Here is a 17058-nt window from a genome sequence, read left to right as displayed (position 1 = left end):
ATATTTTAAATATTATTAAAAGGACATATATGAAATCACAAAAATCTAAAAAAATATTTTTATTACTTTCAACTACTTTAGCTGCTTCTTCACTAATTTCAGTTCCTGCTGTTGCTGCCTCTTGTGCGTATAAAGGAAATGATTTAAGTACATATCATAAAAATTTTAAAGATGCTCTTGATTATTCTAAATCATTAAATGATACTCAAAAAGATAAATTAATTGCTTTACAACAAGTTTTAGAAGATGCATCAAGATTAGCATTAAATCAATCATCAACCCAAGTTGATGTAGATTTAGCTGTTGAAATGATTTTAAATGGATTAAACAAAGCTAAAATTTCAATACCAAATAATAATAAAAATGAAAGCGAAAATGACAATATTAAACCTAAAGTTGAAAACGATGCTGATAAACCTAAAGTTGAAAACGATGCTGATAAACCAAAAATTGAAAATAATAATCAAACAATTGATCAAGATCAAAACGCATTAAATGATTTTGTAAATTCAATCAAAACAAGTATTCAAATTAAATCAGATGATGCAAATAAAGCAAACTTAAAATTAGCACTTGATTCACATAAAAATATTAGTTTTGATAAAACAACAAAAATGTTAGTAACAAAAAATGATCAAAATACTAATGATATTAATTTACAAAATACTAATTGACCAGAAGATATTGAATTAATTTCTACAACTACTGAAGATAATATTTTATCTTTAAATAATTCAAATGGAAAAGTCGTTTTATCATTTAGAGTATTAAAAAATATTAACAATAATAAAGTTATATCAAATCAAATTTATACTATTGAATTAGGAGAATATAGTCAATTATCAAATACAACTCAACCAGATGTAAACAATTCTAATTTACTAGAGATATATTTCAAAGATAAAACTATTACTAGTGATAAATTAAAATTAACATACTTAATTAAAGAAGTACATATGTTAACAAATAATGGTATAAAATTAGAACTAAATGATGGCTTTGTAACAACTTATATGTCAACAGATGAAGCTAGTGTTCAAGAAAATGATCACTATTTATTCTCAACTAATTTAATGTCAAAACAAAAATTTGAAACAAATATTACTCCACAAAAAGATCATTTAAAATCTAACTTTATTTCAGCAGATGCACATTTACAATATGATGAAAAAACAAATAAAGTATTATGAGGAAATAATATTTTAAGAGAAGCAAAATATATTGGTGAATTTACTTCAAAATCTCATAATGGTTCTGTAAAATACTACTTAATTCCAAATGATCTAGTTGAATTATTAAATAATAATACATCAGATGCAACTAAATAATAAAAATAATCTAAACTTCAGTGACTAGTAACTGAAGTTTTTTTAATAAAAAAATGCACCTAAATAAGTGCATTTACATTTAGTTATTTTAATTTTTCAATAGTTTGATCTAATTTCTTGATAGCTCAATCTTCTATTAAAATACTTATTGTAACATTTAAAGTATTTTCGTCTTTTTTAAATGAATCTATTACTTTAATTTCATAAATACCTTTTAGCGATTTTAATTTTTCTAAAATAGTTTCTATATCTTGATTTTGTTGAAGACTAAAAGTATAATCTCTTTGCTTTAATGATTCATTTTTATATTTTTTAAATACTTTATTTGGTTGAATATCTTCATCTAAAAAGATTTCTAAATAATAATAATCAGATTTTAATACTGAAGGATGTAGTTTAGCAATATAACCAATTTTTTTATCATTATGATAAATTCAAACACTTAAATTAGGATGAAATGATTCATAAGTAGATCTTTTAAACGTTAAGTTAATATCTAAAAGTTCAGTAATATCTTGTTTAATTTGATTAAAATTTTTTATATTTGAAGCGATTGCCAAAACATTATTTTTATTATTAATCATCCCTATTTCAAAAATCGATAATTTATTAATATTACGTTTTGCATTGTAATTTAAAACATCATATAATGAATGAATAAATGAATTTCTAATTTCACTATGTTCAAATGAAGCAAATGTTTTTAATTTAATGGTGTCATTAAATTCAAAGGGATTAAAAATATTTTTTTTGTCATTTGTTAATGTAAAAGTTCTAACGTTTTGGTACCCCATTTTTGCTAAGATAGTTTCGTAATCTTTATAAATTGTATTATTGGTTTTAATTGGATTTGGTTGAATTGTTTTGAAATTATCATAACCATAAAATCTAAATACTTCTTCACTAAAATCTTGCATACTTTCCACATCAAAACGATAATCAGGAACATAAACTCAATTATTTTTAATTTCAAAACCTAAAATATTTAATTGTTTTAATACTTCTTGATATTTAGTTGTGTGAGTTAATTCAAAACCTGCAAAATTATTTAAAAATGTTTCATCTAATTGAAAAGATTTAGTGTTTAATGATACAAAGTTAATAATTTCACTTGCTTTATTTAAATATAAAGAACTAAAATGGTGTGCTAAATGAATTAATCCATTATTGATTTTCTTAGATGCTCTATTAGCTGAAAGAGTTTCTAATTTAACTTGTTTTTTAGAGTTTCTAATTTCTTTTGTTTTAAAACTAGCAATTTCAAATAAAACATTTTCAGTTTCATCTGTGCAACCCGTATTTTGTAAGCCGATAACAGAAGCAACAGAAATTGGTTTTATTTTATCCATAACAACTAAAACATTTTCTAATTGAATTTTATTATTACCTAGAATTTCTACTTCTCCTGTGTATTTTTGAACACTAATTGATTGCCCGTTAAGTTTATTTATATCATAACAATGACTAGGAACTCCAGTATATAATAAAATTAAATTACTTAAATTTACTGCATTTGAAAAGAGTTTAATATTATTTTTTAATAAAAATATTTCATCTTGAATTGATATATTAATATCATTTTGTGCAGTTTCAAATATTGTAAAATAATCAGTTTCTTCAAGGTTGTTAACATTAAAATTACTTTTATAACGATTTAAAGTTTGTTTTGGAAATTCTATATTTTTATGAAAATATGCAGCTAATTCTTTTGCCATAATGTAATAACTATTTGCATCAGCTCGATTTGATAAAATAGTTACATCAATAATATAATCATCTAATTCAAAATAACTAATTGGATCTAAAGTTAAATCAATTGGTGTTTGAAAAGTGAAAATACCATCATTTCATTTTATTGGTAGTATATCTGGATTAAAACCAATTTCTTCTAAACCAGCTAACATTCCTTCTGAAACTATGCCTTTCATTTCTCTAGGTGCAAAAGTTATTTTTTTAGATCTTGAACCCGGGACAAAGGCCATTAAATAATCATTTTCTTTAACATTTTTTGCATTTGTTTGAATTGTTCTAATTTTATCTGCAAATTGTATTTCACATACTGTTAATAAATCAGCATTAGGATTTTTATAAGTTTTTAAAACGTGACCAAATTGTAAACCTTCTAAATCAGTAAAAGGTTGATAAGATTCAACTTCAAAACCAATAGAATTAATAGCATTTACCACATTTTCGATTGAAATATGATTGTCTAAATTAGCAAGTTTTTTTAATTTTGTGTATGAAAATAACATATTTTCTCCTATTTAAATTGTTTTAAAAATCTATTATCATTTATATATAGTTCACGTATATCAGTAATTTGATATTTAATCATTGTAATTCTTTCAATTCCTAATCCTGCTGCAAAACCATTCATATTATTTGTATAACCTGCTAATTGTAAAACTTTTTGATGTAGCATTCCAGCACCTAAAATTTCTATTCATTTTTCTTTATAAAAAACATCAACTTCAACACTAGGTTCAGTAAAGGGAAAATATGATGGTCTTAATCTAATGTCAATTTCTTCTTCTAAAACATAACTTAATAAACTTTTTAATGTTCATATTAAGTTTCCAAAATTAGTATAACCAACTGAAACAAAATCAAGTTGAGTAAATTGATGACTATGAGTCATATCTTCTTCATCATTACGATAAACTTTTCCAATTGCAAATTGACTAAAAGCTTGATTTTTGTGTTTTTCTAATGCTCTTGCACTAATTCCTGTATTATGAGTTCGCATTAATATTTCATCATCAATATAAAGTGAATCTTGCATATCACGAGCAGGATGGTCTTTAGGAATGTTTAATCTTTCAAAATTGTATTCATCATTTTCGATTTCATTTTCTCTTATTTCAAAGTATCCATTTAAATTAAATCAATCTTTCATTCTTAGGATTACTAAATTAGTAGGATGAATACCACCTTGTTTATAAACAGGTTCTGAAGTATCAATTCATTCATTATTTAATGATTTTTGAATTTCTAGGTTTTCGATTTTTTGTTTAGCTAGTTCAAAAAATTCATTAGATTCTTGACGTAGTTTTTGAATTTTTTTACCTATTTCTGATTTTTTATCTGCATCTGCTTCTTTTATTTGTTTTGTTAATAAAGCAAGTTCTGAATCTGGTGAATTAAATTCTGCTTTAATTTTTTTAAGATCTTCTAGTGTTTTAATTTTATCTAAATCAAAAGTCATTTTTACTCCTTATTCTTTATATTTTCTCAGTATATTTTAATTTTTTCTTCATATCCTTGGTTTTTAGGAATATAAAAATTTTGGTTCATAATTTCTTTTGGTAAATATGATATATGATAATAACTATTTTTAAAATCATGAGGATATTTATAATCTATTCCACGATTTAATTTTTGTGCTGATTTATAATGAGCATCTTTTAAAAAATTAGGAACATCATATACATTACCTTTCTCAATAAAATTTTTTACATTATTAAATGCTAAATATGCACTATTAGATTTTGGACTTAATGCAATGTTTAAAATTGCAAAAGCAATCGGTAAATAACCTTCTGCAAATCCTAATCTTTCAAAACTTTCAATTGCATTTAGTGTTTGAGTAGCAATAATTGGATTTGCTAATCCAATATCTTCATATGATGCACATAGCATTCTTCGAAACATTGCATCATATTGTTGTGCTTTAAATAATAAATAACCATAATATAATGCTGCATTAGCATCACTTCCTCTTAATGATTTATGAAAAGCACTAAGTAAATTATAATGTTCATCTCCATCTTTATCAACAATTAAATTAACACTTGGTAATATTTTTTTTATTTGCTCTAAAGTTATTTCCTGATCAGAATAAAGTTTTTGTAATAAATCTAAATTATTAATAGCAATTCTAAAATCAGCAGTAGAAGATGATGCTAAAAAATCATATATTCTAAGATCATTTATTTTTATTAATTGAAATTTTTCATTTAAAAACTTTAAATAATTGGACATATCTTCCATAGAAGGTTTTGTTAGTTCAAAAATATTTGTTCTACTTCGAAGAGCAGGATTAATTTTAAAAAATGGATTCTCTGTTGTTGTTGCATAAATTGTAATTAAACTATTTTCTAAATAAAGTAGTAAAATGTCTTGTTTATCTTTATTCAATCGATGAATTTCATCAATAATAATTATTTTATTAGTTTCAATTAGTTTCATTAATTTATGTTTATTATCAGTTGCTGCATTAAAATAACCAAAATTAGTTGTTTTACTTAGTTCAGTAGCTAAAATAAATGCTATGGTACTTTTACCAGTTCCAGGAGGTCCATAAAAAATTAATGATCTAAAATCTTGAAAAGTAATGATTTTATTAAATAACTTTTTAAGTTCATCATTTAATAATAGATCATCAATTTTTTTTGGTCTAAGTAAAGTTGCTAAATTCATTTATATCCTTTAAATTTAATAATTAAATTATACTAATTTAAGTAAAAAAAGTTAAACAAAAATTAAAACACGGGTTTTAATTTTTGAGTTATTTTATTTTTAGTTGTAAAGTTTATATATTCCAAATGAGGTTAAAGCAATACATATTAAAATTAGTACAATTAATATTCAAATTAATACTCAGAATCATTTTGATGTTTTTTCTTTTTCAGATGAAACAATAGTTGGATAAATTTTAGTTTCATTTGTAATTTCTTGAGTTACTTGTTGTTCTTTGTCTTCTTCTTTTTTAGTAGAAGTTGATTCAATTAAACTTTTTGAAACTAGATATTCAGTAGCACTTTCAGATTCGATGTGTTCTTCATGTAGTAATTCTAATGCTGTATGAGCTTTTTCAAAACTCATACTTCCTCTAAATGCTCCATTTTGATGGAATCAAACTCTTGAAGATTCATCATCTTTTGCTAATTCAATAAATTTTTCTAAACTTTCATTAAAAGAATAAAAAGTTAAATATTCATTGATTTTAGCTTCTTTTAATTGTCATATTTGTTTTTCTTCATCATCTGTTTTTTCTATTATATAAAATTTTCTCATATATATCCTTAATTGTAATTTTTAGGAAATTCCATTTATTTATGTAATTACTATATCACATTTCTCCAAAAACTTATTATTTTATTGAAGAAATAAACAAAATCACATTGAAAATTTAAAATTTATAGCGATATGCTTTGAATTTTCATAAATCTTTTCTAGCATTTGTTCTATATGAAGATAATATGTTATATGCAGTGTTTGTTGAGTGTTGGTTGAGTATAGATTCAGTATTTTGCATAAAATTATTTAAATCGTTAACAAAAATAGTATCTTTAGTGATTAAATTTCATTGCGGGTTATTTATAATCTCAATTTTTTTATCAAATTCTTCAAAAACTAATATTGAATATAAATTTATTTCAGAATTTTTTAAAATATTTTCAATATGTTTCATATGTTTCACATTTTGTAAAATAACATTATGAATTTCATATTTAGTATTATTAAATACTTTAAATCATTTTTCTTCATTGAAATCACCTTCAATATTTCCTTTTATACTTTTAGTTTCAATGACAAAAACACCTTTTTGATTTACAATGATTCCATCCACTTCAAATAGTTTATTGTTGTTTTTATATAATGATGGTGAAAGATAAAAATAATTATTTTGTTCAGCTCATTTTTTAAGATCATTTGAAAATTCTTGTTCGAATTTCTTGCCTCTACCTTTTCTATTTTTAATTGCTATTTTATATGTAATGACTTTATAAATAACTACTAAAAGAATTAATATCAATATTACCATTGCAATTATTAATCCGGTTTTTATTGTTTTTTCCATATCTTTTGTACTCATTTCTGTTCTAAATATTTTTGACTATCTTTATAATTGGGATACACTTCATTAACTAAATTATAAAATTTTTGTGAATGATTAAAATGGATTAAGTGACTTAGTTCATGAACAACCACTCCTTCAATTGCTTCGAGTGGGAAACAAACTAAATAGAGATTATATATTAAATTACCATCTGATTTACACTTTCCTCAATATGAAGTTATTTTTTTAATTTTAAAACTTTTAAATTTATCTTTTACATTTATTAAGTTTAAATATTTATTATGTAACATATTAATTGTATTTGATAATTGTTTTGCAAGAAAATTTTCAATCATTTCTTTAATTTCATTTGGAGAGTTTTGTTTAAGTTTATATTCAAAAATTTCAAAAAAAGTATAGATAATTAATTTATTTTCTTCAATTAAAAATTTTCTTTCTAAACCAAATAGAAAAAAAATCCCCTTTTCTAAGTCAATATGAAGTTTTTGAGATAATAAATTTGTATTTTTTGACATATATTTTTGATTTTATACTTTTATTATTTTAATTCTCTATTACATTTTTAATGCTATTATTTTTAATAATTAATTAATTTTTAATAGTAATTATAATACAAAAATAACTAAAAAAATATGATAATAAAAAATATTTTATTATTTAGAATAAATTTATTTATTTTATGTTACAATATAAAAGCAATATATGAAGACAGTAACTGCTTAGGCTTAATTTGTTACCTAGTATAAATCTAAATGTATTGTGTCCAATAAAATAAAGGAGAAATAATGAGCGATTTAAGAGAAGCTAAAGTTTTAGTAGTTAATGAAATTACTAGAGCAATTGAACAATCTAAGTCAGTTGTAGTAGCTAAATATCAAGGTTTAACCGTTGAAAATCTACAAGAACTTAGAAAAGAAGCAAAAGCTCATGGTGTAAGTTTAAAAGTTTATAAAAATAGACTTGTAAAACAAGCAACAAGTAAATTAAATTACGAAGCTCTAAACGATTATTTAGTTGGTGCAAATATCTATGTGTTTGGAAATGAAGATGATATTAGTGCTGCTAAAGTTATCGCAAATTTTGCAAAAAAATTCCAAGCATTAGAAATTGTTGCTGGAATTTATGAAAATCGTGTTATTGATGCTAAAGAGGTTGCAGTTGTTGCAACATTACCAACATATGAAGAAGCATTAATGATATTAGGAAACTCATTACTAACACCATTAAGACAATTAGGTCTAGGAATGAAAATGTTAGTGGATGAAAATAAAATTCAAGAATAAAAAAGGAAATTATTATGGCTAAATTAACAAAAGAAGAATTCATTTCAGCATTAAAAGAAATGAATATTAAAGAAGTTATGGAACTTGTTGAAGGATTAAAAGAAGAATTTGGAATTGATCCTTCAGCAGTTGCAGTTGCAGCAGCACCAGCAGCTGGAGCAACAGCAGAAGAAAAAACAGAATTTAATGTTACATTAAAATCAGCAGGAGAACAAAAAGTTAACGTAATTAAAGCTGTTAAAGAATTAACAGGATTAGGATTAATGGATGCAAAAAAACTTGTTGAGAGTGCACCAGCTGTTATTAAAGAAAACGTTAAAAAAGAAGAAGCTGAAGATATTAAAGCTAAATTATCAGCTGTTGGAGCAGAAGTTGTTATTGATTAATAACAAATAATAAGAAATGGCAATTTTGCCATTTTTGTTATTTATAAGACAATTCAATATTTGCTTAAAAAAGCTTAAATTAAAACTGAATATTTACAAATTACATAAATAAAATTAAATAAAATTGCAAAAAGGGTGGCATCATGGAACAACTAAAACAAAAATATACTGAACGTTATTTCGGGCCAATTACACAAAGACGTGACTATTCTAAAACCCCAAAGGTTTTTGAAACTCCTGATTTTCTAGATATGCAAAGAAAATCAATTCACGATTTTTTTACTAAAACAATTGAAGAAGAATTACAATCTATTTATCCAATTGAAGCACCTTCAAAAGTTAGAATAGAATATATACCTAATTCAGTTACTTTTGAACAACCAAGTAGAACAGAATTTGAAAGTATTAGAATAGCAAAACAAAAAGGTTCAAGTTATACTGGTAAATTAAAAGCTAAATTAAGACAACACAACATTAATACTGGTGAAATTAAAGATTATGAAGTTGTTTTTGGTGAAATTCCTATTATGACAAATGGTGGTACATTTGTAATTAATGGATCAGAAAAAGTTATTGTTAGTCAATTAATTCGTTCTACTGGAGCTTATTATGGATTAGGTGTTAGAAATAAACAAGCTAATGACCTATTTAATAAATTAGAAATTATTCCACAAATTGGTTCATGAATTGAAATAAGTCATAAAGTAACTGGAACAAGTGTTGATAGTGTAAAAATAAAAATTGATAAAAACAAAGGTGTATATTTAAGTACATTTTTAAAAGCATTAGGTATTAGTGAAGACACAGCTATTGAACTTTTTGGAAATAGTGATGTTTTATTAGAGACATTCCGTCGTGATAAAGTTAAAGACCCTGATATGGAAATTAATCAAAGACTTGCTCGTGAATTAATTTATCGTTTGATTCGTCGGGGAGACCGTTTAACAGAAGAAAGTTGTAGAAATTTACTTCCAAACATATTATTTAATGACAAACGTTACGATTTAACAAGAACAGGACGTTTTACATTAAATCGTAAATTAAATGTTATTGATCGTATTTCAAACACTTACTTAGCAGAAGATATTCATTCAGCTGCTAATGAAGATGGTGAAATTAAAATGCTTTATAAAGCAGGAACATTTATAACTCCACAAATGGCACTTGATATTAATGAACAATTTAAAAATGGAGAAATTAGTTTAACAAGAATTCCTAATGTTTCTGAATCAGTTTATGCAAATCAATTAGAACTACCTGGTGCAGTAGAATTAATAGAGAGAATGAATGTTGCAATGGTAAAAATTTGACCTACATTAAAAGAAATGGAAAATGGTCAAGAACCATTATTAGTAATTGGAAATGATCCAAATGCAACACAAAAACACTTAATTATTCCAGATTTAGTTGCAGCAGTTAATTATTATTTTAACTTATTACATGGAATTGGAAATGATGATGATCCAGATTCACTAATTAATAAACGTATTGTAACAATAGGGGAATTATTACAAAATCAACTAAGAATTGGTTTATTAAAATTAGAAAAAAATACTAAAGAAAAAATTGCTGGTAAAGATTTAGAAAAAATTACAGCACGTAATGTAACTAATAATAAACCTATCTATAATCAAATGAAAACATTTTTTAACTCATCAAAATTATCACAATTTATGGATCAAGTTAATCCATTAGGAGAAATTTCTAATAAAAGACGTGTTACAAGTTTAGGACCCAGAGGGCTTAATCGTGATACAGCTCAATTTGAAGTTCGTGATGTTCACTCAACTCACTATGGACGTATTTGTCCAATTGAAACACCTGAAGGACCAAACATTGGTCTTATTCTAAATATGGCTTCATATGCTAACATTGATGATTATGGATTTATTCAAACACCATATTTTAAAGTAAACAATGGAATTGTTGATTTTAATGACATAAGATATTTAACTGCAATTGAAGAAATTAACTTTACTTTTGCTCAATCATCAATTAATATTGATGAAAAAACTGGTGAAATACTAGATGAAAGAGTAATGAGTAGAAAAAATAATGAATATATTGAATTAGATAAAAAAGAAATTGATTATATTGGTGTTACAAGTAGACAAATGACATCAATTTCTGCTTCCGCTATTCCATTTTTAGAAAATGACGATGCTAACCGTGCATTGATGGGATCAAATATGCAGCGTCAAGCAGTTCCTTTAATTAAACCAGAAGCTCCTTTAGTAGCAACAGGAGTTGAAGCTGATATTGCTAAATTTAGTGCTTCAAATGTTAGAGCAACAAAAGATGGTGTTGTAATTTATGCAGATGCAAACGAAATTAGAATTCAAAGTCCAGATGAAAAAAAACCTTCAATTTATTATTTAAGAACTTTTGAACGTTCAAATCAAGGAACAGTTATTCATCAAAAACCACTTGTTAAAGTTGGTCAAGAAATTAAAGCAGGTGATTTATTAACTGATGGTCCAAGTATGGAAAATGGAGAACTTGCATTAGGTAAAAACGTTTTAGTTGGATTTAGTACTTGATTTGGTTATAACTACGAAGATGCAGTTATTTTAAATGAAAAATTAGTAAAAGAAGATGTTTATACATCAATTCACATTGAAGAACAAACAATTCAATTCCGTCGTTCAAAAGCCGGAGATGATATTTTAACTAGTGATATTCCTAACGCTTCAAATCGTTCAAAACGTTTTCTAGGTGAAGATGGAATTGTTATTATCGGTTCAGAAGTTGGTCCTGGAGATATTTTAGTAGGTAGAATAAGTCCTAAAGCTGAAGAAAATCCATCACCAGAAGAAAAATTAATGGCTGCTATTTTTGGTCAAAAAACTTCAACTCATAAAGATACTTCATTAAAAGTTAAACATGGACACGGTGGAACTGTTGTTGCTGTTGACGTTTTAAGAAGAGACACTGATGATACTAACTTAGAAGATGGAATTGAAATGATTGTTAAAGTTTCAATTGCTCAAAAACGTAAAATCAAAGTTGGAGATAAAATGGCTGGTCGTCATGGTAATAAGGGAGTTGTTTCAATTATTTTACCTGAAGAAGATATGCCTTATTTAGAAGATGGTACTCCATTAGATATTTTATTAAACCCACAAGGTGTTCCATCTCGGATGAATATAGGTCAAGTGTTAGAATTACACTTAGGTCTTGCTGCAAGAAAATTAAATTGTAAATTTGTTTCTCCAGTATTTGATGGAATAAGTTATAAACAAATACAAGAAATTCAAAAAGAAGCTGGAATTAATCCATCAGGAAAAATGACAGTATATAATGGTAAAACAGGTGAACCATTTGATAATCCAATTTCAGTTGGAGTTATGTATTATTTAAAACTATATCACATGGTTGATGATAAAATGCATGCACGTAGTGTTGGACCTTATTCATTAATTACTCAACAACCTTTAGGTGGAAAAAGTCAAAATGGGGGACAAAGATTTGGAGAAATGGAAACTTGAGCTATTGAATCTTATGGAGCTACAAACGTTCTTCAAGAATTACTAACATATAAATCTGATAATATAGTTGGTCGTAATATGTTATATAATGCATTAGCTACTGGAACTAAAATTCCAACCCCTGGAATGCCTGAATCATTTAGCGTTTTAGCTTATGAATTAAGAGGTTTAGGAATTAAGCTTGAAGTTCATGAAAAAGCTGAAAATTCACAAAATAAACAAGATGCAAAAGGAGATAATTAATATGTCAAATGCACCTAAAAGCAGAAAATATGCAAATTTAGATGAAAATAAAATTGAAAAAATATCTCTAGCACTTGCAACTTCAGAAGATATTAGAACTTGAAGTTATGGAGAAGTTACAAAACCAGAAACAATTAACTATAAATCATATAAACCAGAACGTCACGGATTATTTGATGAGTTAATTTTTGGGCCAATGATTGACTACCGTTGTCCAATATGTGGTCATAAATATAAAAAAGTTAATGAAGTTAATGTTTGTGTTAGAACTGAATTATGTAGAATTGAAAGACCAGAAATTTTACCTAAAATAGCTCGTCGTAACCATATGGGACATATTCATTTAAATAGTCCTGTTGTTCATTTTTGATATTTTAAAGTTGATCACTCAATTCTTGCTAAATTATTAGGTCTAAAAGTTGAAGGTACACAAGAATATGTGAAACGTTCAAATTTAGAAAATTTAATTTATTATAAATGTCATATTGTTTTAGAAAGTGGTGGATTAGCAAGTTTACCTAAAAATAAAATTATTGATATAAATAATGCAGGTCCAATTTATCATGAAGCTCTTAATGAAATTGCTTTAAATTATGAAGAAGGTAGTGAAGAAAGAGAAGAAATAGATGAAGCTATTGCTTCAGTTATTGAAAAATCAGAATCAAAAATTGGACAAGATCACGGAATTGATTTTTATGAATTTAATGATATTATCGAAGAATATTCAGATGCAAAAATCGGAACTGGTTCTGAAGCAATTGAATATCTACTTAAAAAAATCGATTTACATAAAGAACAAAAAGAAGTTTCAGATGCAATTCAAAAAATTAATCAAGAAGAATATGCAAATGGACAAATTACTTCAACACTTAAAACTAGTAGAGAAAAATTATATAAACGTTTACAAGTTATAAATTCATTTATAGAAAGTGGTCAAAAACCAACTTCTATGTTAATTTATGATTTACCAGTTATTCCTGCTGATTTACGGCCATTAATTCAATTAGATGGAGGACGTCACTCAACATCTGATATTAATGAATTATATCGTCGGGTAATTATTAGAAATAACCGTTTAAAACAATGACAAGAAAAACAAGCTCCTGTTTTATTAATTCAAAACGAATTAAGAATGATTCAAGAAGCTGTTGATGCTTTAATTGATAATGCTCGTCGTAGTCCAAGTCCTGTTTTAAGTAAAGATAATCGTCCATTTAAAAGTATTTCGGATGCTTTAACAGGTAAAAAAGGTCGTTTTAGACAAAATTTACTAGGAAAACGTGTCGATTATTCAGGTCGTAGTGTTATTGTTGTTGGTCCAAATCTAAAAATGCACCAATGTGGAATACCACGTGAAATGGCTGCAAAATTATTTGAACCATGAATTATTAATCGTTTAATTGAAAAAGAAGTTGTAAGTACAATTAAACAAGCTAAAAAATTAATTGAAGATGAAAATTCAATTATTTGACCTCATGTTGCTGAAGCTATTAAAGGAAGATTAGTTTTACTAAACCGTGCTCCTACGTTACACCGTTTAAGTATTCAAGCATTTGAACCTGTTTTAGTCCGGGGAAAAGCAATGCGTTTACATCCATTAGTTTGTGCTGCATTTAATGCTGACTTTGATGGGGATCAAATGGCTGTGCATGTTCCTGTATCTGAAGCTGCATTATTAGAAGCAAGAGAATTAATGTTAGCAAATAAAAATATTCTAGGTCCAAAAGATGGAGAACCTATTATTAATCCATCTCAAGATATGATTTTAGGATTATACTATTTAACATTAGAAAAAGAAGCAGCAAAAGGTGAAGGAAGATATTTTAGTAATTTTGAACACATGATGAGAGCATATGAAGAAAAGAAAGTTGATCTGCATGCACGTGTTGCTTTACCTATTGATGCAATTAAAGACAAACTAGATTTTTATAATCCAGATGATAAATACATCGTAAGTAGTGTTGGTAAATTTATTTTTAACAATGTTTTTCCGAAATCATTTCCTTTTATTCATAGTGGAGATTTTTCTGATGATTTTGAAGAAATTAAACGTTATTCACGTCAATTTATTTTAAAACCACGTCAAAACATTTATGAATTTATAAAAATGGAAAGTCCATTACAAAAAGCATTTACTAAGAAAAATATTGCTAAAATTGTTCGTTTAGCATTTAATCAATACGTAAGTTCAATTACCATTGAAGATATTGCAAAAGTTATTAATAATATTACTGCCGATAATTATCATGAAGTAATGACCGAATTTATTAAAATTGATAATTACAATGGTGAAAAATTATCTTCAATTCATGCAAAATTATTAGCAAAATTTACTAAAGAAGAATTTGAATTAAACTATAATGCTAATAAAATTGTTAAAGATGGTGAAGATCCACTCGTAGTTAATGCCAAAGAAAAGGCTAAAATTTTAGATGGAGTTTGATTTAAATATACAAATATTGTTGCATCTATTTTAGATAAAATTAAAGAACTAGGATTTAAATATTCAACAATTAGTGGAATTAGTATTTCAATTAATGATATTATTGAAACCGATAAAAAACAAGACTATATCCAAGAAGGTGATGAATATATTGAAAAACTAAAAGAATTTTATCAAAACGGGGAATTAACTGATGATGATAGATATAATCTAACTATCAAAAAATGAACTGAAGTAAAAGAAAATATTCAAAATGAATTAAAACAAGTTATTAAAGATAATGTTGAAAACCCAGTTATTATGATGATTGATTCAGGTGCTCGGGGAACAATTAATAACTACGTTCAATTAGCTGGTATGCGGGGGTTAATGGCAAATAATACCAAAACATTAAAAGCCGATGCTAAAAATGACCTTGTGGTTAGATCTACTGTTGAAGTTCCTGTTAAAAGTTCTTTCCTTGAAGGTCTAACTGCTTATGAATTTTATTCATCAACACATGGAGCACGTAAAGGTTTAACTGATACTGCTTTAAATACTGCTAAAAGTGGTTATTTAACTCGTCGTTTAGTTGACGTTGCACAAAACATCGTAGTTAAAGAAGATAACTGTGGAAGTGATTATGGATTTATAATTAGAGACATAATTGATACAAAAACACAACAAACTATTGTTTCTTTAGCAGATCGAATTGAAGGTAGATTTACAAATAAAGATATTTATGATCATAATGGTAATTTAATTATTGCTAAAGATAATTTAATTAGTCAAGAAATTGCTAAAAAAATCAAAAACGAAGGTATTGAAGAAGTTGAAATTCGTTCAATATTTGGATGTAATACACGTAACGGTGTATGTAAACATTGTTTTGGAAAAGATTTAGCAACTAATAGATTAGTAAACATCGGTGAAGCTGTAGGAATTATTGCAGCTCAAAGTATTGGAGAACCCGGAACACAACTTACAATGCGTACATTCCACTCAGGGGGAGTTGCTGACGTTGAAGATATAACAGGTGGATTTACTCGTTTAATTGAATTAATTGATGCTTATGAACAACCATGAGGAACACCAGCTGTAATTAGTTCAGTAAATGGAAAAGTTATAGAAATTTCTCCAGGTTCAGATGATAGTCATTATGTAATAAAAATCGAATATTTAAATGCCCAAAAACAAGTTGCAATTAAAAACGAAGCAGTTTATACTAAGAAAAAATTAAGAGTATCAGTAGGAGATGAAGTAAAAATAGGACAAAAACTTTCAGAAGGTCCAATTATTTTAAAAGATCTTTTACAAATAGCAGATGCTCATGCTGTGCAAAATTATTTACTAAAAGAAATTCAAAAAATCTATCGTTCACAAGGTATTGCAATTAGTGATAAATATATCGAAATAATTGTTCATCAAATGATGTCAAAAGTGGTAATTTATGATGCAGGAGATAGTAAGTTCTTTGCTGGTGCTATTGTTGATATTTTTGATTATCAAGATGAAGCAGGAAGATTACTTTCAGAAGGTAAAAAACCTCCATATGGAAATGTAATTATTAAAGGAGCAAAACAAACACCACTTCTTTCTGATTCATTTTTAGCTGCTGCTTCATACCAAGAAACTACCAAAATATTAGTTCATGCAGCAATTTCTAATCAAGTTGATCCTTTACAAGGATTAAAAGAAAATATTATTGTAGGTAAAAAAATTCCAGCTGGAACTAATTTCCCTCAAGCTGCAAATACTATTAAATATAATATTAAACCATCAATTAGTTATTTTTCAACTAATGAAACAGATGAACATATTAATTTAGATTTTATTTACAAAGAAGCTTATCAATTCCAACAAGATTTAGATGAAATTAAACAACAAATTGAATCTGAAAGTGAAGTTGAAGAAGAAATTTTTGATGAAGAAATTTCTGAAGATTAAAATAATTTATAATAAAATGTTTTCAATTTAAATAATTTATCTTATTTTTAAGATTATTTATGATTGAAATTTCTTCATTTTATTGATAAATAAGATAAAATATAACATATAATATATAAATAAGATAAAATATAACATATAATATATAAAAATGTAAT

The 17058-nt window shown here is 25.8% G+C and carries 11 protein-coding genes; 5 read left to right on the top strand and 6 right to left on the bottom strand.

All coding sequences use genetic code 4. The features are described 5' to 3' along the window. The first annotated feature begins 29 nt into the window (after positions 1 to 29). The gene (locus HLA92_RS01565) at positions 30 to 1328 is read left to right on the top strand and encodes a hypothetical protein (RefSeq protein WP_171112863.1); all 1299 of its coding nucleotides are present in this window, start codon (positions 30 to 32) and stop codon (positions 1326 to 1328) included. Between the two features lie 83 nt (positions 1329 to 1411). Here the strand turns inward: HLA92_RS01565 and HLA92_RS01560 are convergent, their stop codons facing one another. The 6 genes from HLA92_RS01560 to HLA92_RS01535 all read right to left on the bottom strand — a co-directional run bounded on the left by HLA92_RS01560 (position 1412) and on the right by HLA92_RS01535 (position 7646). Next, on the bottom strand, positions 1412 to 3580 hold the full coding sequence (locus HLA92_RS01560) for a phenylalanine--tRNA ligase subunit beta (protein ID WP_171112861.1): 2169 nt from the start codon (positions 3578 to 3580) through the stop codon (positions 1412 to 1414). Between the two features lie 8 nt (positions 3581 to 3588). After that, positions 3589 to 4533, bottom strand: coding sequence for a phenylalanine--tRNA ligase subunit alpha (gene pheS, locus HLA92_RS01555; RefSeq protein ID WP_171112859.1), 945 nt, complete (start codon positions 4531 to 4533; stop codon positions 3589 to 3591). Between the two features lie 2 nt (positions 4534 to 4535). After that, positions 4536 to 5747 carry a replication-associated recombination protein A gene (locus tag HLA92_RS01550; RefSeq protein WP_171112857.1) on the bottom strand — a complete coding sequence of 404 codons (1212 nt, stop codon included), beginning with the start codon at positions 5745 to 5747 and terminating at the stop codon, positions 4536 to 4538. Positions 5748 to 5846: 99 nt separating this feature from the next. Beyond that, on the bottom strand, positions 5847 to 6344 hold the full coding sequence (locus HLA92_RS01545) for a hypothetical protein (RefSeq protein ID WP_171112855.1): 498 nt from the start codon (positions 6342 to 6344) through the stop codon (positions 5847 to 5849). A gap of 115 nt (positions 6345 to 6459) precedes the next feature. Beyond that, positions 6460 to 7131, bottom strand: coding sequence for a nuclease-related domain-containing protein (locus tag HLA92_RS01540; protein WP_171112853.1), 672 nt, complete (start codon positions 7129 to 7131; stop codon positions 6460 to 6462). Continuing rightward, a complete protein-coding gene (locus tag HLA92_RS01535) occupies positions 7116 to 7646 on the bottom strand; it encodes a M48 family metallopeptidase (protein ID WP_171112851.1) in 531 nt (176 codons plus the stop codon). The genes HLA92_RS01540 and HLA92_RS01535 overlap by 16 nt, the downstream gene beginning before the upstream one ends. Before the next feature lie 270 nt (positions 7647 to 7916). Here HLA92_RS01535 and rplJ point away from each other — a divergent pair, with 270 nt between their 5' ends. From rplJ to rpoC, 4 genes are all read left to right on the top strand, one after another. Then, the gene (rplJ, locus tag HLA92_RS01530; protein WP_171112849.1) at positions 7917 to 8414 is read left to right on the top strand and encodes a 50S ribosomal protein L10; all 498 of its coding nucleotides are present in this window, start codon (positions 7917 to 7919) and stop codon (positions 8412 to 8414) included. Positions 8415 to 8428: 14 nt separating this feature from the next. Then, on the top strand, positions 8429 to 8800 hold the full coding sequence (rplL, locus tag HLA92_RS01525; protein ID WP_171112847.1) for a 50S ribosomal protein L7/L12: 372 nt from the start codon (positions 8429 to 8431) through the stop codon (positions 8798 to 8800). A gap of 143 nt (positions 8801 to 8943) precedes the next feature. Beyond that, positions 8944 to 12531 (top strand): DNA-directed RNA polymerase subunit beta, encoded by a 3588-nt coding sequence (gene rpoB / locus HLA92_RS01520; RefSeq protein WP_171112845.1) that lies wholly within the window; start codon positions 8944 to 8946, stop codon positions 12529 to 12531. A gap of 1 nt (position 12532) precedes the next feature. Beyond that, a complete protein-coding gene (gene rpoC / locus HLA92_RS01515; protein WP_171112843.1) occupies positions 12533 to 16900 on the top strand; it encodes a DNA-directed RNA polymerase subunit beta' in 4368 nt (1455 codons plus the stop codon). The last annotated feature ends 158 nt before the right edge of the window (positions 16901 to 17058 follow it).

It is taken from the genome of Mycoplasma miroungirhinis (assembly GCF_013008815.1).
Classification (GTDB): Bacteria; Bacillota_I; Bacilli_A; order Mycoplasmatales; family Metamycoplasmataceae; genus Metamycoplasma; species Metamycoplasma miroungirhinis.
This window is presented reverse-complemented; position numbering and strand designations above follow the sequence as displayed.